Below are 20,249 nucleotides of genomic sequence, written 5' to 3' on the forward strand. Positions count from 1 at the left end.
CTGTTCTGTCTTATGCCTTTCAGAGCTTAACAGGCGCTGTCCCTTTTCTTCTGTTATGATATAGAATGGAAACGGAAGTGAATAACGTGCAAAATTGGATTTACCCCTTATTGGTCGTGGTTGCCGCTTCTTCCTACGGTATTCTGTCGACCATTATTAAAGTTGCCATGGGCAACGGATTTACGGCAGCTGAAGCAGTTACGAGCCAGTACTATACCGGCTTTGTGCTGGCGCTGCTTATTTATTTTGTCTCTCATAGAACCATGCCTAAGCTGAGGGGCTGGAAAGTGCTCGTGCTGTCCGGTGCATTTACTGCTGCAACGGGCATGGTCTATGCCCATTCATTGAATTATTTGCCGGCATCACTCGCCGTCGTCTTATTGTTCCAGTTTACCTGGATCGGCATGTTCCTTGACTGCATCGCCAACCGCAGATGGCTGAAACGCATCGAAGTGATTTCCCTTGCCATCCTGTTTGGCGGCACGATTTTAGCGGCAGGTGTCATCGACGCTGACTTAAGCGGAATCCCCTGGCAGGGGTGGGCTTGGGGGCTGGGTGCCGCAGTCTGCTTTTCCGCTTTTATATTCGTTAATGGCAAACAGGTCGAAGGCATGGATACGTCCACCCGCCTTGTCTATGTGTCACTTTTCGCGGCAGTCGTCATCACCGTCTTCCAGACGCCTGAAATTGTCTGGAATGGCACCTTGTTTGCTGGAGGCTTATGGGTTTACGGACTGCTGCTCGGAATTTTCGGCATCGTTATGCCGATCTATCTTTTCTCCCTGGCAGTGCCGCGCGTCGGTTCCGGCCTTTCGTCCATTCTTGGTGCCATGGAATTGCCGGTTGCGATCCTCGCTTCTGTCATCATCCTGCACGAAAAGCTGACCATTTTGCAAATTGTCGGCATCGCCGTCGTCCTTTTCGGAATGGTATTGCCGAGTTTCTTCAACAGAACTCCCAAAATTGTGGAAAAAATAGAAGACCAGCTGATCTAGCGGGTCTTCTTTTCATGTTTAAGAGAATTTTAAAAAGGAATAAAGAATAAAGAACGAAAAAAGGAGTGATAGGATGGAGCAACAGGAATTGAAAGAAGCCGCTTTGAAAATTATGGAAGACAGCTATGTCGGCGTGCTGGCAACAATTACCGAAAACAGGCCGCATTCACGCTATATGACTTTTTTCCATAAAGATTTCACACTCTACACGGCAACCAGCAAAAAAACACAAAAAATTGAAGAAGTCGAACAAAATCCGCATGCCCATGTTCTTTTGGGATATGAAGGCGAAGGCGTTGGTGACACCTTCCTGGAAATCGAAGGCGAAATGTCCGAACACGACGACAGAAGCCTGCTGGAAGAAATGTGGAACGACCACCTGTCCGGCTGGTTCAGCGGTCCGGATGACCCCGACCTCGTATTTATTGCCATTAAACCGACACGCATGCGCCTGATGAATAAAAAAGGCCAAAAACCGCAGAATATTGAACTATAAAATGAAAAGGCCTGCCAATTTTGGGCAGGCCTTTTTCTATTTCATTTTCTTCAATAAATACAAAAGATAAGGTGTACCGATCAACGCGACGATCAAACCGCTTGGAATATCATTCGGTGCAATCAGCGTGCGTCCGATAAAATCGGCTGTCACAAGCAGCAGCCCTCCGATCAGGCCGGATGCCAGCATCAGCGGCAAGTGGCGGAAACCGACCAGACGCCGTGCGATATGCGGTGCCACCAAGCCAATAAAGCCAATAGTCCCGACAATCGAAACGGCTGCAGTCGAAATCGATACGCCGACAACGAGCGCCCACACACGCGTCGAGCGGATATTCAACCCCAGTCCTGCAGCGACATCATCACCGAACGTCAGAGTATCAAGGTTGCGTGTAATATAAACCGCCGGCCAGATGAACAGAGCAAACAGGATCACCGCAAACTGCACATCGTCCCAGCCTTTCGCGTACGTGCTGCCAGACAGCCAGACGAGCGCACTGGCAACCGCCAATTTCGCTTTAACGACAAGAATTTGAGTCGCGGCAGAACCAAACGCCGAAATGGCAATCCCCATCAACGCCACAAGCATCGGCTGGAAATTATTTTTCCAGGCTGTCAGCAGGATGATGCCAAGTGCTAATGATGCGCCGACCGTAGCCCCGAGCGGCAGAAATGCCGATGGAATTGCGGGAAAAATAACCAGCAGGAGCATTGCGCCCGCTCCAGCCATCGACGTGACGCCAAGCACACTGGCATCAGCGAGCGGGTTCCGCAATACGCCCTGCAGGATGACGCCGGTAATCGCCAGCATGACGCCGACAATAAAGGCAGTCAACACGCGCGGCACCCGGAAATCCCAGACAACCGGCGACAGCCAGTTGAAATTCCAGGCACTGCCGTTGAAACTCAATGCCAATGTAATGAGGATGAGGATCGCTACTATTAAAATGGGAACAAGCATCTTCAGACGTACAGGCTTTGTCGTCCCACCCATCTGGCGGTCGCCGCGCTTCATAGATTTGGCCGTTTTCCAGGCCAGATACAGGAGCCATGGTCCGCCGATCAGCGCTGTCATGGCTCCAGCCGGTACTTCCTGGCCCGGCTGGATCAGGCGTCCGAGAACATCTGCGCCGATGAGCATGACGCTGCCCCACAGAAATGAGTGAATCAATATCTGGAGATGGCCGCGTATGCCCATCATGCGGACGATATGCGGTGCCATCAATCCAATAAAGCCAATTGGCCCGACGACACTGACGGTTGTAGCAGCCAATACAATGGCCAAACCCCACGCAGCCAATTTTACCAGCCGGACATTCTGGCCCAATGAAGAAGCGATATCGTCACCAAGCGACAGAATATCCATCGATTTGGCAAGCAATAAAACAGCTGCGAATGTGATCAGGATTACCGGTGCCGCAAATTGAACGCCGGTCCAGTTTAATTGCACCAATGTACCGGAACCCCATAGGAACAATCCATTTGTTTCATTCTCAAACAGCAATTGCATCGTTCCCGTCATCGACGAGAACAAGAGGGAAATGATCATGCCCGTCAAAGCGACACGCACCGGATCCATTTGTTTTCCTGACAGCCCGACGACGAGCAAAGATGAAATAACTGCTCCCAGCAACGCGGTCGCAAACGGGAAGCCGCCGACGAGAGCAGGGAAAAAGATGGTGCTGATGACGACAAAAAAGAAGGCGCCGGCATTGATGCCGAGCGTTCCGGGCGACGCCAGCGGGTTATTCGTCAATGTCTGCAAAACGGCACCAGAAACCGCCAGTGCACCGCCAGCCAGGATACCGACTGTCAGCCGCGGCAGACGAAGGCTCGTGACAATATCCTGAATCCGTCCTTCCGTCCAGACGCCGGTAAGCAATTCAGGAATGGAATATTCCGCCTGCCCCTGGGTCAAGTGAATGGCCGAAAGTGCAAAAAGCAGGAAAAAGCCCCCTGTCAAAGAGACAAAGGACTTCGTTTTCAGTTTGCCTTGCATTAATTATTCACCATCACATCTGTAATTTGGTTCATCAACGTTTCAGCAGACAATGGACCGCCGTACAGCCATGTATCCGGCCCAAGATCGAATGTGCGGCCTTCCTGCACGAAATTCAGATTTTCCCATACTGCGTTACCCGCCAGCTGATTTTTGTAAATATTATCTTCATCCGGCACCGTGTATAGGTAATTGGCGTCTTCATATTGCACCAAACCTTCCACATTGAATGTGCTCGAACCGAATATTTCATACTGATCCGGCTGGTGGACATTGTTCAGTCCGATGCGATCAAGAATGATCGACGCCATCGAATTTGGAGTGAAAACCCGGATCTCCGGTGCCTGGGGACCCGAATATGCAAGCGTCAGGATGACATCTTTTGTCTTCAGGTCTGCAGCTTCGATTTCAGCTGCGCTTTCTTCATATTTTGTTTCGAGGTCAGCCAGCACTCCTTCGGCTTCCTCCGTTTTACCTACAGCTTTCGCCATTTCCAGAAATGTCGTTTCCATTTCCTGATACAGATCGATGCTTTCATCTTCCGGATACGGATTGAAGATGACCGTCGGTGCGATGCGCTCCAGTTCTTCCAGCATCGCCGTATGGCGGAAATCGACGCCGATGATCAGATCCGGATCGATTTCAGCAATCGCTTCCAGGTTCGGTTCCTGGCGGCCGCCGACATTAACCACTGTGTCGTCGAGTTGCGGCTCGATATTCACGTAATCACCATATGATTCAATATCAGCCATTCCGGCAGGCTGAATTCCCAATGCCAATAAATTCTCAGCGTACGTCCATTCAAGGACGACGACTTTTTTAGCCGGCTCATCAAGCGTGACTTCCCCGTTCGTGCCCTGAATCGTGACCGGATCTCCGCCACTTTCCGTTCCAGTCGCCGCATCTTCTTCTCCTGACGAACACGCCGCCAGCAGCATTAGTAAAGCTGCCAATATAAATAAAGTCCATTTCTTCATGGTGTAACCTCCAAGGTTATTTGATAACGATTCTCAATACGTTTTTATTTTAGGACTTCCTGACACATTTGTAAAGGAAAAACCGAAATAAATAATGACAATCGTTCTCACTTATCAATTTTTTATGCTATAGTAATGTTATTGAGAAATCTTATCAGTCTATCTTATGGCTAAAGATGTGGAGGAATTGAACGATGACTATGGCTGTCAAAACCAATGACTTATCAATCGGATACAACGATAAACTTCTGTTTGAAAATTTGAACCTTTCCATTCCGAAAGGCGAAATCTCCGTTTTCGTGGGAAGCAACGGCTGCGGCAAATCAACGCTGCTGCGTTCGATCGCGCGCCTTTTGAAACCGCAGGAAGGTTCGATTTTGCTTGAAGGCAAAGAAGTTCATAAAATGTCTTCCCGTGAAGTGGCGAAAAAAATGGGGATTCTCCCGCAATCGCCGGTATCACCCGAAGGTCTGACTGTACATGATTTGGTTAAGCAGGGCCGTTATCCACACCAATCCTGGCTGAAACGCTGGACCGAGGAGGACACGGAAAAAGTCGAAGCCGCGATGAAAGCGACACGTGTCGATGAATTCCGCGACAAGCCTGTTGACGAACTTTCAGGCGGACAGCGCCAGCGTGCATGGATTGCGATGACACTGGCACAGGACACGGACATCATTCTTCTCGACGAGCCGACCACTTATCTGGATATGACCCACCAAATAGAAATTCTGGATCTTTTATTCGAATTGAATGAAGTCCATGGCCGCACGATCATCATGGTGCTGCATGATTTGAATCTTGCATCCCGCTACGCCCACAATATCATCGCCATCAAAGACGGCGAAGTATTCGGCCAGGGGACTCCGGAAAATGTCATCAGCTGCGATCTGGTCCGTTCTGTATTCGGCATGGAATGCCAGGTTTCAAAAGACCCACTGTTCGGCACGCCGCACTGCGTCCCGTTCGGCAGAGGCCGCTGCATCGTACCGGAAATCCGTGAGGCGCGTGAAGCGCTGGGGTCGTAATATATGAAAGAACTTGAACTTTTCCAAACTAAAGTCCGGGACGGCGCCATTGGTTTCATGAACATGGAACAAGCCATGGGCAGCCAATATACCGAATTGATGAAAGAAATCACCCAATCATCCGGAGCACCAAGTGAAGCTGTAGCCTCGTCTATCTTCATGAGGCGCTTCGGTTTTTTCATAACCGCCCAGCTCTACCTGCTGGCGCACGGCAAAATGTGGGACGGTCCACTGGCTGAAGTGCATCTGGAGAATACCGAAGGCCATATTTCATTCGCGGTAGATGAACGATTCATCCGCGAACGCCGTGAAGGCGATCTGGAGTCGGTATTGAAGGATTACGTGATGCCAGTTATCGAATCTTTTCGCAAAGCCGGTCACGTATCGAAAATCATTCTGTGGGAAAACATCTGGGGCTACGCCATCTGGATGTATGGCATGCAGGATTCGGAACAGGCCCGGCAGGATATTGAAGCGCTGATGGAAGCTGAAATTTGGCAGCCCGAGATGCGAAAGTCATTTTTCCGCCAATTTCTGGCCGGCCGGAATTTCGATGAAGCAAAGACCGAGTATAAACGAATCACCTGCTGCCTGTTGAAAGAAGTACCCGGCACTGACAAATGTCCTTATTGCCCATTGGCAAAATGAGAAAAGCTCCGCGCAGTTTGCGCGGAGCTTTTTCGTGTTTAATTGGAGTGAATGATCATAGAATCTTGCGAGTGAACATAGAAATCATTTCAGGAATTCCAGCCGGTTGCCGAATGGATCGAAAACGAAAAACCGTTCGACGCCGGGTATTGAATCGTCTGCCTTCCACTCCACTCTTTGCGCAGTGAGATGTTTCTGAAGCGCTTCGAATCCGTTCACTCTGAACGCCGGATGCGCTTTTTTCGCCGGCGCGAACGGTTCTTCGATACCGATATGCAACTGGAAACGGTCGAATTCGAACCACACGCCTCCCCGCGCTTTCAGCGGTTCCGGCTTTTCCACTTCCTTCATCCCCAATATGCCACCGTAGAACCCGATTGCTTCCGCTTCGCTCCCTTTGGGCCCAGCGACTTGAACATGATCGATTTTTCCGATTGAAAATTCCATCTCCCCACCCCTTTCCATTTCAGATTACCTCACTGCGCCAGGAAGTAAAATACGGTAATTGTTATCAATGTTCATCAGTCCTTCTTATGGCTTTGCATTTCTGCCGCTCTTTCAGTAGCATTAGAAGAAAAAGGAGTCCCGTTGCCAATGGCTTTTCCCAACCACTTAAAAATTGCGCTCGCTTCCCAGGCTGTTGCTGTGGACCGCTCACCTGCTTTTCCCCTTTCATCCGATACCGAATTGCGGATTGAAGAAATGAAGGACTGGAGCCACGCACAAAATGGCGGCGTCGCCGTGTCTTATTTTTTCCGGCAATATGCCTTATTCGTGTCGTCGCAATTTGAATTGATCACCCACCACAACGGCTATTTTAATTGTACCGGTGAAGATTTGGCCTTTAACCGCGTGAAAAATTACGGCTTTAACGTATTGGAGACCCATGTCTCTTCTTCCCATTACATGGAAGTCGGTGCCAATGAAAGATTTGATGCGTTCCATCATATTCTGCATGAGCAGACTGATGCCCTGATCGAATCGTTCCGCCGGCACGTTAAAATATCGCCCCTTATTTTATGGGACAATGTACTGGGGTCGCTCATCTGGTTCTACGCCAATCTGGAACAGCGGAATCCGCGGCGTGCAGCTGAAGATTTGGAATGGCTGCTGGATGCCCGTAACTGGGCGCCCCTGAAAAAATCGCAGCTGGCACGGCTGCTGGGTGACACTTCACTTGGGCAGGCGGTTTCCCGGCCATTACGGAAAACCTGCTGTTTGTATAAAGAGCTCCCTCATTTTGATACCTGCACTTTTTGTCCGCAACCAAATTAAGGCCTGCGGAATTCAAAAAAAACCAGCAAAAAGCCCCGTCCGCCAATGCGGTCGGGGCTTCCATTTTATTTTTCGAATACTTCATGCAGAATATTACCGGGAGCGCTGTTGATCAGGTTTTTAAAGATGCAGCTTTCCGGTTTCTTCTGGAGAACTTTTGAGAAAGATTTAGCATGTTCCGCTTCTCCAACTATATGGATTTCATCCCAGTGCCGATCTTTCTTCAGTTTTTCAATTTTACTGCCCATGTCCTTATAGAAACGTTCCAGGTTTTCTTTCATGCGGAATTGGAAATCATCAGCCGCACTGCCTGAGTTCCCACCGACATGACTGCCGGGGCCGAATGCTCCTGTACTGCTACCCGCGGTATGCGTTGCGGAATGGACGCCTTTTTGTTCCACCCAGAAATCCAGGCCAGGATCAAATTCATAAAAAATCTCTTCATTGATAATTCCCATGGACGTATCCAATATCCGAATGCCCTTGAAGCTCGGCAAAATAATCCCCGCATATGGATAAGCTTTATACATATATCTCAATTGATCCAGTTCCGGCTTCGTCTCCCAGTGGAAATTTGTTTTCACGGGAACTTGCACATAATGGACCGACCACAAATCTTTATGCGGCGATGCAAAAATAACAACACCTTTTTGGAGGTCGTCCTGGTTATCATTTATTTCTCTTTCCACTTTTTTCTTCAACGACTTATAATTTTTGATTTCATTTTCATCGTTGGAAGCTTCCAAATACTCTTCAATTCTTTTTAAGCCGTTTTTAAGATGAATCCGCCAAGCACCGTTTTGCGCATTCAAATCTGCAGGGTTCGTGTTGAGATAGACGGTCAGGACACAGCGGTCTTCACATTCGAAGTTTTTTAACTTCTGAATTTCGTCGTATAATGTCATGCATTCATCATCCTCCCTATTTCCTTGCTTATTATCTACTAATACCCCAACACTTCTGTTTTAAACGAGGCAATTTTTGAAATCGGAATATTCCAAAGTTTATCTTTCTCTCAAAGTGGTAAACAGACATTAGTAACAAAAATTAAAGGAGTGTGTAAAGAATGGAAAACGTAAACAAAAAAGTGGATGAAAAACTGAAGAATTTCGACGATGAAAAGAAAGATGATATTCTGGAGAACTTCAATCATTTCAAACAATACTTGAGTGACAAAGTTGAAATTGGCGAAAAGATGGGCCTCAGCGAAGAACGCTTAGCGCAAATCACCGAAAAAGTTGCAGATTATCTGGCGAAAAATGAAGAACCGAGAAACCGAGAAGAACACGTCCTGCAGGAATTGTGGAAAGTCGGTGAAAAAGAAGAACGCCATATGCTTGCTCATATGCTGCTGCGCATGGTCCAAAAAGAATAGCAACTTAAAAAGGGGCACCGGATATTTATCCGGCGCCCCTTTTCATATTGTACATACGATCGTCATCCCTGAGTCGGCTGCACAGCCGGACGCTTCTCAAAAGCCCGGAACATCAGGAGATATACTCCTCCGCTCAGCATCGCGACGATTCCCAGGATACCAAATGTCCAGTTGAAGCCAAACCAGGCCGTCATTGGAATTGCGACAGGCGCAATCATGCGGCCGATCGTATAGCGCATGCTGGCTGCGGCAAAATACTGGCCGCGCATATCTTCAGGGGCAAGCTTGGAAATAAAACTCTGCTGGATGCCCACAATCATCAATTCCGCGAGGGTGAAAATGCCCATCGCAGCGACAAAAACCCAAAAGAACGATGTAACCGGGAACAGCAGCATCCCCACTCCATACAGCATCGCGGATAAGAAAAACACCCATTTCTCCGGATACCGCGTCATCCAGCGCGTGATGAACACTGTAAATAACGCCACCAGCAATCCGTTTTCAGCGAGCAGAATCCCAAAAGATGTCTCACCGGTCACTGTCCATTCATTGCCAAAAAGTGATGCAATGGTCTGGTTGTCAATTGTTTCCTTCAAATAGATGGGAATCAGAAGATCCAGCTGCATGAAGGTCTGTGCGCCCAAAACACCGGCAATGACGAACAGCAGAAAAACGCGGTCTTTAAAAATTATGCCGTATTCCTTGAATTGCTTGACAACGGCACCCATCCAGCCTGTCGCTTCTTCTGTCGCCCATTTGTCGACCATTTTCTGAGACAGCGTTTCATTGGTGAACAGACGGAGCACCACGCTCAGCAGCATCGAAATGACCGCAACGACCAGCAAGAGTTCAAAACGGTAGGTAAAGAACAGCACTGCCCCGATTAACGGGCCGACCACCACTGCGATATTCAATGTCGTATAAAAGATTGCGAAAACGTCGCTCCGGTATTTTTCCGGAATGACATCTGCTATCATTGCCTGGCTGGCCGGCCAGTAAAGCGATCCGCCCATACCTGCCAGCGTAAAAGCCAAAAAGCCGAGCACAGGCGATTGGAGCCAGGGTGAATTTGCCAATGCAAACAGCAGAAACGCAAAGCCCTGTCCGAGTGACGCGATAATCAGCATCCGCCGCCTGCCGAAGCGGTCTGCCAGGTAGCCCCCGACCAGGTTCGCCGCTACTGAAAATATTTGTGAGATGACGAGCAAAAGGCCCGCCATCCCTTTTCCGAACTCTTCGGCAAAGTAAATCGCCAGAAACGGAAACACCATCCAATAACTTGTGTTCATAAAAAACTCGCCGATAAGGCGCACTTTCAGACTTCTGTTCCAGTCTTTGATCTTCATCTTCTTTTCCCCGCGTTCTCTAATCTCTGAATTGTCTTCCTGTTGTTACCCATTGACCAGCTCCAATAATTTATAGCTGAGACAGATGTCGATCATCAGATCTTTTCGCTCTTTCGCAAACTGGATCGAAATGCGTTCATGGTCCCGCTCCACAATTTCCCCGATGCCGAATACCCGGTGGCGTACTCTGGCCCCTTCAACAAGGTGTTCCTGATCATCGACCGCATTGGGGTTATCGGGAACTTTCGCTTTTACCGGCGCGGCCGCAATTGTCCGTTTCGGTGCCGGCCGCGTTTTGTCCGGAAGAATGATATCGTTCACTTCGTCAATAAACCGGGAACCGCCGCCGTAGCTGATCAGTTCGAGCTGCGTTTTCGCACGCGTCATCCCCACGTAAAACAGGCGGCGCGCTTCTTCCAGCGTTTCCGGTTTTTCGGCGTCTTCCTCTGTGGGAATGACACCTTCCACCAGATCAATCATATACACCCGCTCGAATTCAAGACCCTTCGCACTGTGAAACGTCGACAGCGTCAGCATATCGTCTGTCTTTTCCACTTTCGCCTGCTGCGTCACTGTTTCCAGTTCCTTCAGGCGTTTTGCAAATTCGGCCATGGAAGACAGCGGTTCGGCTATCTGTTCGAGTGTCACCAGAATTTGAGAAAGGTACTTCAGCCGCATACCAAATTTTTCTGCGCGGCTTGCCAGCATCTGATCGTAGCCTAAATCTGCCCGGATTGTCCGGATGACTTTTAAAGGTTTCATCGAACGCATCGCTTCAAACCATTTTTTCTGTTCGGCGACTATCTTTAATTGGTAATCTTTCATTGTAATGTGCAGTGGAATTTCATCCAGCGCATGTGTGCTGCCCGGTTTCATGCGGCTCATATAGCGCAATTGGCTGCCTGCCCAGTAGGCGTTCGTCTTGGAAGCGATTTTCGAGTAAACATCGACCCGCTCCGGTTTCAGGCTGAATCGCATGAAGTTCAGCATATCTTCCACAATCCAGTGGGAGAAAAAGCGGTTGTCCGCATCCTTCATATAAAAAGGAATGCCCAGCCGGTTAAGCTCACTCATCAATAATGTCGAGGATGAATTATTGCGGTAGAGAACCGCCACGTCACCGAAACTGTCCAATTGTGTCAATTGCTTCATCAAGTACTTCAATTGCGCGTCGTCGGATGCCAGACGTTTCAGGACGATCGGCGGCCCTTCCTGCTGTTTTGTGAACATGTTTTTATCATGCCGTTTTTTATTGGCTTTGATGAACTGGTTTGAGGCACTGACAATCGTTCCGGATGAACGGTAATTCCGTTCCATTTTCATGATATAGGCAGTTGGATAAATGTCTTTGAATTTCAATAAATAAGTCGGTTCCGCTGCCCGCCAGGTGTAAATGGACTGGTCATCATCCGCCACCACACACAGGTTCTGGTGGCGCGCCACCAGTTTTTCAACGATCGAATGCTGCACCAGGGACGTATCCTGGCTTTCGTCGGTCATGACGTAATCCCATTTGCCCTGGTATTTCTTCAATAATGACGCGTCTTTTTCCAATGCTTCATTGGCAAGCGTCAGCATGTCGTCAAAATCGACAAGCCGGGTATCATGGTTCTCTTTGAACGCTTCATATGTTTTCAAAATTTCCGCCGCTCCGGTAAATGGTTCCTTCAGGCTCGACCAGCGTTCTCTCGGGAGCATTTTGTTTTTGACGAAACTGATAAACGACATCAGCTCATCCAGCTGGTCTTCCGTTGCCGGTTCGTCGTTTTCAGTCTGATACATTTCCTTCAGCAATTGCTTTTTATGAAGGCCATTTGTTTCATTGCCTTCAATCATCAGATAGCTCGTATCGGCCAGATATTCCCTCGTGATGCGAAAAGCGAGGCTGTGGATTGTCGAGAAATCCACAGGCGGCAGTTCCGGGAAAAAACGCGTGAAGCGTTCCCGCATATCGGTGGCAGAAGCTTTGCTGAACGTGATCGCCTTGATGCGGTGAGGAGCGATTCCTTTCTCTTCGATCAGATACCCTGTGCGCATGATCATGGTCGTTGTCTTTCCGGATCCCGGGCAGGCAAGCAGAAGGAGCGGCCCTTCCGTCCGCTCGACCGCTTTTCGCTGGATCTTATTCAATTCCACGCCCAATTGCTGTTTTTTCCGTTCAAAAAAATCATTCATCTTATGTTCCTCCGGATTTTTCAATACTGCTATTCTAACACAAAAAGAGGACCCTGCTTTATGGGTCCACTTTCACATTTGCATTTATTCATCGGCATAATGGTGATCATCGAGTTCCACTGTCTCTTCCTCATCGATTCCGGCAGGAGGTGCTGTTTCTGATTCTTCCTTCCTGTTATGCAGTTCCGCTTTATCTTTTTCGCCTAGTTTGAAAGAGTCGCCGCCCGCTTCCCGAAAGCGCCCTTCATAGTCCTGGTTGACATACAGCAGCACTCGTCCTGCTTTCAGGTCGTTATAGTATTTTTCCTCTTCCGCTTTACTGAGCTGCATCGTCCGAAAAGCGAGTTCGGTCTGTTTGTCTCCACTTAAAAACGAGGTGAAACGGTCCAGCCAATTTCCCTCTTCAGCGTAATTATCGACATTCGTTTTCCCTTTGATCATCGTGAGCTGATCCTCGTGCTGCGTCATGACGTACATATCGCTCTCCGAATATCCTTCATCCTTCAACCGTTCAATTTGCCTCAGTGCCTGTTCATCTGTTTCGTAACTGCCAATAAAATACTTACTCAACATTATCACTCCTAAAAGCTTTAATCCACTTTACCCTTGGCAGGAGGGCTGCAAACACGCTGTTATTTCGAATCGAGTATGTCGCAGACCCGCCCAACCCGGCCATCCTCCAGACGGACTTTGATGCCGTGCGGATGCGTCGCTGAATTGGTTAGCAGATCTTTCACAATCCCTTCTGTTTTTTTGCCGCTGCGCTGATCTTGTTTCAAAATCACATTCACGGCCATTCCAGGTTTTACATCGCTTCTTTTCTTTCCGTCCAAAAAAATCACGCCTTTCTTTTCTCCATCATAACTCTTTTACCATGAAAATGAAAAAAGGCGGAAATTCTCCGCCTTTTCCCTTATTATTCTCTGTCATTCCGTTGGGTGCGGTCTCTGGCATTTTGCGACAGATGCTCCGGCGAATCCCTGACGCTTCTGTCCGCATCCGGCACATCATTGATTGCCGCGTCTGCCGGAATATCCGATTTAGCCTGGTTATTGGCGGGAAGTCCTTCTCTCGAAACATCGATGCTTGCCAGGTCGTTGATTACTGAATCTGTTTTGCGCACATCTTCTGTACCCCTGCCCGTATTAACGGGTCCTGCATCGGCTGCGTTTGGGTCATTCGCCGGTATATCCTCAATCTGCCGGTCCATCAGCGGAACATTCCCGCGGTTACGGCCGGTTCCTGCGATGTCAGTCAAATTATCATTCGGTGAAGCCAGGTCATCTGCCTGATTGCCGGTATAGATGCCTGTGCCCGGTTCACCGCCGTCTCCTGTGCTTATATTTCCATCTGCATCCATTTCGAAGGGACTGTCTTTGCCGTCTCTCAATTCAGCCGAATCTGGCTTTGGATGCATCTGGTCTTTTGGATCGCCATATGCAGCAGTCGAATTAAAGCCTTTTTCCTGCGCATTGTTCTGGGTCTCTCTGTTCTTATCCATTTATTTTCTGCCTCCTTCTTTAAATAGAGCAAAAAAAGGAAAAGACGGAAAAATTCCGCCTTTTCCGTTCAGGTGTTATTTAGAAGCGGTCGCGATCACGGTCTCTTGTGCTGTCTCTCAGATTCGTGTCTTCATCAATGTCTGCTTCTTCACGGCGTACTGTCTCACGGACAGTTTCCGTATCCTGGACTTTCTGTTTGCCGACAACGATTTCCTCGCTGACGACATCTTTTTTACTGACATTGACACGCTCCTCGGATACGGGCACATTGATGCTTTCGTTTTCATTGAAGCCTGTACCATGCGCATCTGCCGTGCTGCTGTCTACCGGCCGGCGTTCCACATAGACTTCTTCACGCTCCACAGGCACTTCCATTGACTGCTGTTCTTCAACGACGTGTTTGCCGACGTTGACTTCACCAGTTTTGACCCGGTCCTTGTCCACGTGAAGACGTTCTTCGTGGAGACGAAGCTTCTCTTCATCTGTATGGTCTCTTCCCGAAGTTGAATCTGTGAAGCCCGTATTGTCCCGATCCCGGTCACGGTCTGTTTCGCTATAATTGGTTCCAGTAGTAGGGGAACCAAGACCGAAGCCGGTTCCGCTGTCACGGCTCACGCCCGCCGTTTCGTCATCTCTGATCGACTCGTCATACGATTCGCCTTCATGAAGCGCCCCTTCTCTTCTATTATAATAAACATCATTCTGGTCATTTGTATCGACTGTCATTCCGTCACGGCCTACTGTTCCCGATTCTACATATCCCGGTGTTGTCGGGTCCGTCATATTCGATCTCGATGCCGCGCCTGTATTCCCGTAAGTTTGATTGTCGTAAGGCGCTTTGCCTTCATAATTTGCTCCAAATTCACGGTCTACAAACAGCAGAATTTTGCCGTTCTGCACTTCATTGTAGTAACGGTCTGTTTCCTCTTTATCAAGCCCCATGCCGGAGAATGCTTCACGTGTGGAATCATCGCCTGACAGGAAGCCCATGAACTTATCCATCCAATTTCCTTCTGATGACTTGTAATCGACGTCAGTGCGTCCACGAACCATGGAAATCTGGTCTTTGTCACGCGCCATAACATACATATCTTCTTCTCTCGATCCTGTCGCTTTCAATTCTTCGATCTTGCGCAGAACTTCTGTTTCCGAGTCGAAAGTACCCATAAACTTATTATTGGCCATTTGCTATTCCTCCAATTTTTAATGTTTCTGATGTTATGATGTGTCTACTCATAAATTTACCCTCACAGCTCATCCTGAAACATTGTACAAGTGCAACGTTACTTTTGGCTCATTTTCATCTACTCAACTGATGTCGCGCTCCCAGTGCCTGTGTTCCCGTATCGCCGCAAGAAAATCATCTGTGAATTGCTCCAGATCTTCTCCGATTATCACGCCGGGCTGTTTGCTCATCGGGGAATTACGCAGCCATTTAACACCTTCATGTGTTGCGCCGATCGGTTTGTAATGATCAAACGCTTCAGCAATATAACGGGCTCCTTCTTTCGCAAACTTCCTGTTGATCACTTTGCCGCCTATCGCATAAATGGCGTCATACAGCACCGGATCTGTAGTAGTGAAGGTATGGTCCACTTTCTTTTCCGTGCCGTCAGCTCCGATCAGCAAGCCCTGCATTTCACTGATGATTTCGTATTTCACACCTTTTTCTTCAAAATCGCTCAGCACCTTCTCCAGATCATTTCCATCGAAATCCGGCCCCAGCAGGATTCCCACTTTCCGGGTCACTGCTGTTTTCACCGTATTTTCCTGGCTCAGGGCAGGCGAAGTTTTGCCAGGCAAAGACGCGCCGCTTGCCGGCGCTTCCACGCCAATGTTTTTTGCGACTTCCTGGCTCATTTTCAGATCCACGTTCGCGAACATATCCACAACCTGTTTGCGGATAGACATTTCCTCACATTTGCCGAGTTCGAAGCTGAATGCCTCCACTATGTGTTTCTTTTCCGGCTCTGACATGCTGTTCCAGAACATTGCCGCCTGAGAAAAATGGTCATCAAAACTTTCGCTGCGTGCCCGGACTTTACGGCCTTCCACCTTCTCCTGATAATGGCTGTAGCCTCCTTCCGCCTCGCTTACAGGGGCAGGGGTATTATTTGCCAGAGAGTTTTTATGGTAGGAGACCCGCCCTTTATTGATGGTCATGCGGTTATAGCCGTCCCGCTGGTTGTTATGGAAAGGGCAAACGGGCCGATTGATCGGCAATTCGTGAAAATTCGGTCCCCCCAGACGAATCAGCTGGGTATCCGTATAAGAAAATAATCGTCCCTGCAATAACGGGTCATTTGAGAAATCGATGCCCGGAACCACATGACCCGGGTGAAATGCGACCTGCTCATTTTCTGCAAATACATTATCGACATTGCGGTTCAATGTCATCTTGCCGATGATCTGTATCGGAATTTCTTCCTGGGGCCAAATTTTTGTGGCATCCAATAGATCGAAATCAAACTTATGCTCATCTTCTTCCGCGATGATCTGCACGCCCAGTTCATACTCCGGAAAATCCCCGTTTTCAATCGCTTCATACAAATCGCGGCGGTTGAAATCGGGATCTTTGCCGGCTATTTTCTGCGCTTCATCCCAGACAAACGAATGCACGCCAAGTGTTGATTTCCAGTTGAATTTGACGAAGTGGGCTTTGCCTTCTTCATTGATAAAGCGGAATGCATGCACACCAAAACCGTCCATCATTCGGAAACTCCGCGGCACTGCACGATCCGACATCAGCCACATGACCATATGGGCCGACTCCTGGTTATTGGCAATAAAATCCCAAAATGTATCGTGGGCTCCAGAAGCCTGCGGCATTTCATTGTGCGGTTCCGGTTTAAGGGAATGGACCAGATCGGGAAATTTGATGGCGTCCTGAATGAAGAAGACCGGCATGTTATTGGCCACCAGATCGTAGTTTCCTTCTTCTGTGTAAAATTTTGTAGCAAAACCGCGTCCATCCCTTACGGTTTCAGCGGACCCTTTTGAACCCTGCACGGTGGAAAATCGGACAAATACCGGTGTCTTTTTCCCTTTTTCAGAAAGAAATTTCGCTTTCGTCAAATGCGCCATCGATTCATAGACCTCAAACTCGCCGTGTGCAGAATAGCCTCTCGCGTGCACCACCCGCTCCGGTATGCGCTCATGGTCGAAATGTGTCATTTTTTCGCGGAAATGAAAATCCTCCATCAGAGTCGGACCCCGTACTCCCGCTTTCAGGGAATGCTCATCATCCGACACTTTCAGCCCCTGGTTCGTTGTCAGAGCTTTCCCGGAATCATCTGTCCTGTACTGCTCCAGCTGCTCGTTCTTACTGTTTTCATTGATATTCGCCTTCTTGGCCATCCTTCCACTCCTCCATGTATTTCTTCTTTTTTTACTAAACTACCCGCTCCAGCCTTATAAAAACTAATATCATTAAAATAATCAAATTATTAAGAATCAAAAAGAACCCACAGCTTCTGAGAGCTGCAGGTTCCGGTTAAAATATGCTTAAATCCCATTCTTTCGAAATTTGGCGCAGCATCATCGTGCCAGCCGCGCTGTTGCCCTGTACATCAATCGCCGGTCCATAAACACCGATGCCTGCTCCCGCCCGGAACTCATATGTCTGCGAATGCAATTTCGGAGGCACAGCTGCCATGATGCCGCCGGAGACACCGCTTTTCGCCGGTATCCCGACATGGGCTGCAAAATTACCCGATGAATTGTACATGCCGCATGTCACCATCAGTACTTTTGCCACCTGTGCAATTTCTTCAGAGAAATGTTTCACTTTTGTGATTGGATTATAGCCGTCATATGCGATGATCAAACCGATCAGCGCCAGGTCCTTAACAGAAATTTTGATGGAGCATTGGCGGATATAGATGTCCAATGCCTCTTCCACTTCGATTTCCAGGAAATTGGCTTCCTTCAAATAGTAGGCGAGTGCACGGTTGCGGTGCGACGCTTTCCATTCGGAGTCATAAACCGCCCGATCCATTTCGAGCGGATGTCCTACAAGCCCTTCGAGAAAATGAAGCAGGTATTCGTATTTCTTCTGGCCGGTCTGTCCCGGGAGCAGAGCGGAAAGCGTAATCGCCCCTGCATTGATAAACGGATTGAACGGCTTGTTCGGCCGATGGATTTCAAATGGAATGATGGAATTGAAGGCTTCTCCGGTCGGCTCGACATCGACCCGCTCCAGCACAAACTCCAGACCGTAATGGCAGCTCAGCGCAATGAACGTCAATGCCTTCGAGATGCTTTGAAGCGTAAATTCAATTTCGGTGTCACCCGCGCAATAATAATTCCCTTCTTCATCGAGCATGCAGATCCCCAATCTGCTCGGATCTGCTTTTCCCAGCTCCGGTATATATTGGGCTGTCGTGCCCAATATCACATGGCCTCTGTTCTCTTCGACCCAATGTTCGAGCTGCTCCTGAATTCTTGGATTGTTCTGCACAAGATCCCCTCCCCGAAGTATGTATTTGCTGTATGACGCCTCAAAACTGGCTCTAATGCCAAAAATCCCCCTGCACCCTGCAGGAGGATAGTTTCCCTATATTTTGCTGTACCAAACTTTGGCCGCTTCCACTTCCGGCATTGTCAGCTGATGTCCCTGATTTTCCCAATGCAGTTCGACAGCAGCACCCGCGCCTTCGAGTAAGTTCCTGAGATCTTCCGATTCCTGTGCAGGACAGATCGGATCGTTGGTTCCGGCTGCGATGAACACAGGTACGCCAGTCAGTGCAGGCAATTCCGTATCGCGGTTCGGCACCATCGGATGATGAAGAATGGCCGCCTTCAAGGCATCGCTGTAAGTAAAGAGCAAATTTGCTGCGATATTCGCTCCGTTCGAGTAGCCGACCGCTGTCACATTGGAGCGGTCAAAATCGTATTTTTCCGCTGATTCAGCGATAAAGTTATAAAGTTCTTCTGTGCGGAACTTCAAATCTTCCATATCAAAAACGCCTTCTGCCAGCCGTTTGAAAAATCTTGGCATGCCGTTTTCCGAGACGTTTCCGCGGACACTCAAAACAGATGCTTCCGGATCAATATGAGCAGCCAGCGGCATCAGATCATTTTCGTTTCCGCCTGTTCCATGTAGCAGCAGCAATACCGGTTTTTCCGGATTCGTTCCTTTTTTAAAAACATGTTTCATTAATAGCCCTCCTGTACAATTTCGTATTTTACTCAATTCCCTCCTTAAGGGTAAATCAAACTTATCTCGAATTCAAGACATTTGTCCCGAAGAAAAAACCACCCGCTCGTTTGTCAGCGGATGGCTCGTCTTCTTATTGCGTCTGTTCCAATAAATTCTCCAGGTTTTCTTTGGAGAAATGATATTTTTCATTGCAGAAATGGCATTCCGCTTCTGCCTGGCCGTCCGTTTCGATCATATCCGTGATTTCTGCCGGCCCAAGGCTCACTATAGCATTTGTAATGCGCTCACGTGAACATTCACATGTGAATGTCACAGGCATTTCATCAAGGATCTTGACGTTCTCTTTCCCAAGCACTTTGTGAAGAATATCTTCCGGCGTCAGGCCTTCACTGATCATTTTGGAAATTGTAGGAATGGATGACAGCCGTTGTTCGATGTTGGCAATGATTTCTTCCGGTGTCCCCGGCATCAACTGGATGATGAATCCGCCTGAAGCAAGAATTGTATTGTCCGGGTTGACGATGACACCGACACCGACAGATGAGGGCACCTGTTCGGAAGTTACGATATAATGCGTAAAATCTTCTCCGATTTCTCCCGATACGATCGGAACCTGTCCCACGAACGGCTGCATCAGACCGATGTCTTTGGATACCGTCAAGAGACCGTCTGTGCCGACCGCTCTCCGCACATCGAGTTTGCCGATTTCGTTCAGGTCAAAATGAGTCTGCGGCTTTGTAACATAGCCTCTCACTTCGCCTTTTGCATTGGCGTCGACAAGAATATTGCCGATCGGTCCGCCGCCGTTGATCCGGATCGTCAATTTTTCCTCGCCTTTCATCATGGCGCCCATCATGACACTTGCTGTCATCGAACGGCCAAGTGCTGCCGAAGCAGTCGGCCATGTGTAGTGGCGGCGCTGTGCTTCGCCGACTGTTTCTGTTGTTTGTGTAGCATATGCGCGAACCTGGCCGTCAAAAGCCAGAGCTTTTATTAAGTAATCTCCCATATATTTCTTCCTTTCACATCAAGCATCCTGAGATCTGATTCAGCGGACACTTGTCATTTAATAAAACATTCAAAGGCATTGTTCAGCTTTATACAGATTAAGACGTCTGGCTGTAAAAGTAAATAAATCTGCTTGTTAGAAAAGCGACGGCAAGAGATAGCCCAAACTTGTTTGGGCCTATCTTTTGCGACGAAGCAGCGCAGCAATGCAGGAGCAGCCTTGGACCCGAGGGGCCGGGTCGCCGGAGTCTGGACATAGAAAAGC

General features: G+C 48.6%; 21 protein-coding genes. 6 read left to right on the forward strand and 15 right to left on the reverse strand.

What is annotated here, in order from left to right; translation table 11 throughout:
- Positions 1-86 precede the first annotated feature (86 nt).
- Both KW93_RS15510 and KW93_RS15515 read left to right on the forward strand, forming a co-directional pair.
- Complete coding sequence (locus tag KW93_RS15510) at positions 87-995, forward strand: EamA family transporter (RefSeq protein WP_200883355.1); 909 nt, start codon at positions 87-89, stop codon at positions 993-995.
- A gap of 73 nt (positions 996-1,068) precedes the next feature.
- Positions 1,069-1,491 carry a pyridoxamine 5'-phosphate oxidase family protein gene (locus tag KW93_RS15515; protein ID WP_033543959.1) on the forward strand — a complete coding sequence of 141 codons (423 nt, stop codon included), beginning with the start codon at positions 1,069-1,071 and terminating at the stop codon, positions 1,489-1,491.
- 36 nt (positions 1,492-1,527) lie between these two features.
- Here KW93_RS15515 and KW93_RS15520 read toward each other — a convergent pair whose 3' ends face one another.
- Both KW93_RS15520 and KW93_RS15525 read right to left on the reverse strand, forming a co-directional pair.
- Positions 1,528-3,489 carry an iron ABC transporter permease gene (locus tag KW93_RS15520; protein WP_033543960.1) on the reverse strand — a complete coding sequence of 654 codons (1,962 nt, stop codon included), beginning with the start codon at positions 3,487-3,489 and terminating at the stop codon, positions 1,528-1,530.
- Positions 3,489-4,466: an ABC transporter substrate-binding protein gene (locus KW93_RS15525; protein ID WP_033543961.1), complete on the reverse strand. Its 978-nt coding sequence runs from the start codon at positions 4,464-4,466 to the stop codon at positions 3,489-3,491. Before KW93_RS15525 ends, KW93_RS15520 begins: the two co-directional genes overlap by 1 nt.
- A gap of 194 nt (positions 4,467-4,660) precedes the next feature.
- On the opposite strand from KW93_RS15525, the gene KW93_RS15530 reads away from it, so the two are divergent.
- Both KW93_RS15530 and KW93_RS15535 read left to right on the forward strand, forming a co-directional pair.
- Positions 4,661-5,494 carry an ABC transporter ATP-binding protein gene (locus KW93_RS15530; protein WP_033543962.1) on the forward strand — a complete coding sequence of 278 codons (834 nt, stop codon included), beginning with the start codon at positions 4,661-4,663 and terminating at the stop codon, positions 5,492-5,494.
- A gap of 3 nt (positions 5,495-5,497) precedes the next feature.
- Positions 5,498-6,142: a hypothetical protein gene (locus KW93_RS15535; protein WP_052131663.1), complete on the forward strand. Its 645-nt coding sequence runs from the start codon at positions 5,498-5,500 to the stop codon at positions 6,140-6,142.
- An 84-nt stretch (positions 6,143-6,226) separates the two neighbouring features.
- Here KW93_RS15535 and KW93_RS15540 read toward each other — a convergent pair whose 3' ends face one another.
- Positions 6,227-6,589: a VOC family protein gene (locus KW93_RS15540; RefSeq protein ID WP_033543963.1), complete on the reverse strand. Its 363-nt coding sequence runs from the start codon at positions 6,587-6,589 to the stop codon at positions 6,227-6,229.
- A gap of 147 nt (positions 6,590-6,736) precedes the next feature.
- On the opposite strand from KW93_RS15540, the gene KW93_RS15545 reads away from it, so the two are divergent.
- Complete coding sequence (locus KW93_RS15545) at positions 6,737-7,417, forward strand: IucA/IucC family C-terminal-domain containing protein (RefSeq protein WP_033543964.1); 681 nt, start codon at positions 6,737-6,739, stop codon at positions 7,415-7,417.
- Between the two features lie 65 nt (positions 7,418-7,482).
- On the opposite strand, the gene KW93_RS15550 is transcribed toward KW93_RS15545, so the two are convergent.
- The gene (locus tag KW93_RS15550; RefSeq protein ID WP_033543965.1) at positions 7,483-8,322 is read right to left on the reverse strand and encodes a VLRF1 family aeRF1-type release factor; all 840 of its coding nucleotides are present in this window, start codon (positions 8,320-8,322) and stop codon (positions 7,483-7,485) included.
- A gap of 161 nt (positions 8,323-8,483) precedes the next feature.
- Here KW93_RS15550 and KW93_RS15555 point away from each other — a divergent pair, with 161 nt between their 5' ends.
- Complete coding sequence (locus KW93_RS15555) at positions 8,484-8,792, forward strand: DUF3243 domain-containing protein (protein WP_033543966.1); 309 nt, start codon at positions 8,484-8,486, stop codon at positions 8,790-8,792.
- 62 nt (positions 8,793-8,854) lie between these two features.
- Here KW93_RS15555 and KW93_RS15560 read toward each other — a convergent pair whose 3' ends face one another.
- From KW93_RS15560 to KW93_RS17900, 11 genes are all read right to left on the reverse strand, one after another.
- Complete coding sequence (locus KW93_RS15560; RefSeq protein WP_033543967.1) at positions 8,855-10,138, reverse strand: MDR family MFS transporter; 1,284 nt, start codon at positions 10,136-10,138, stop codon at positions 8,855-8,857.
- Positions 10,139-10,183: 45 nt separating this feature from the next.
- Entirely contained in the window at positions 10,184-12,313 is a 2,130-nt protein-coding gene (locus KW93_RS15565; protein WP_033543968.1) for an ATP-dependent helicase, read from the reverse strand.
- A gap of 84 nt (positions 12,314-12,397) precedes the next feature.
- A complete protein-coding gene (locus KW93_RS15570) occupies positions 12,398-12,883 on the reverse strand; it encodes a general stress protein (protein ID WP_052131664.1) in 486 nt (161 codons plus the stop codon).
- Positions 12,884-12,945: 62 nt separating this feature from the next.
- The gene (locus tag KW93_RS15575; RefSeq protein ID WP_033543977.1) at positions 12,946-13,146 is read right to left on the reverse strand and encodes a YwbE family protein; all 201 of its coding nucleotides are present in this window, start codon (positions 13,144-13,146) and stop codon (positions 12,946-12,948) included.
- 83 nt (positions 13,147-13,229) lie between these two features.
- Entirely contained in the window at positions 13,230-13,814 is a 585-nt protein-coding gene (locus tag KW93_RS15580; protein ID WP_033543969.1) for a hypothetical protein, read from the reverse strand.
- 79 nt (positions 13,815-13,893) lie between these two features.
- Positions 13,894-15,000, reverse strand: a complete 1,107-nt coding sequence (locus tag KW93_RS15585) for a YsnF/AvaK domain-containing protein (protein ID WP_033543970.1) — start codon at positions 14,998-15,000, stop codon at positions 13,894-13,896.
- 123 nt (positions 15,001-15,123) lie between these two features.
- Positions 15,124-17,172 (reverse strand): catalase, encoded by a 2,049-nt coding sequence (locus tag KW93_RS15590; RefSeq protein WP_033543971.1) that lies wholly within the window; start codon positions 17,170-17,172, stop codon positions 15,124-15,126.
- Between the two features lie 136 nt (positions 17,173-17,308).
- Positions 17,309-18,274 (reverse strand): glutaminase A, encoded by a 966-nt coding sequence (gene glsA / locus KW93_RS15595; RefSeq protein ID WP_081987042.1) that lies wholly within the window; start codon positions 18,272-18,274, stop codon positions 17,309-17,311.
- A 96-nt stretch (positions 18,275-18,370) separates the two neighbouring features.
- Entirely contained in the window at positions 18,371-18,973 is a 603-nt protein-coding gene (locus tag KW93_RS15600) for an alpha/beta hydrolase (RefSeq protein WP_033543973.1), read from the reverse strand.
- A 133-nt stretch (positions 18,974-19,106) separates the two neighbouring features.
- On the reverse strand, positions 19,107-19,985 hold the full coding sequence (gene hslO / locus KW93_RS15605; RefSeq protein ID WP_033543974.1) for an Hsp33 family molecular chaperone HslO: 879 nt from the start codon (positions 19,983-19,985) through the stop codon (positions 19,107-19,109).
- 53 nt (positions 19,986-20,038) lie between these two features.
- Positions 20,039-20,249 (reverse strand): hypothetical protein (locus tag KW93_RS17900; RefSeq protein ID WP_235318433.1); only part of this gene is annotated, 211 nt, incomplete at its 5' end.

It is taken from the genome of Planococcus sp. CAU13, from assembly GCF_000775575.1.
Taxonomy (GTDB): Bacteria; Bacillota; Bacilli; order Bacillales_A; family Planococcaceae; genus Planococcus.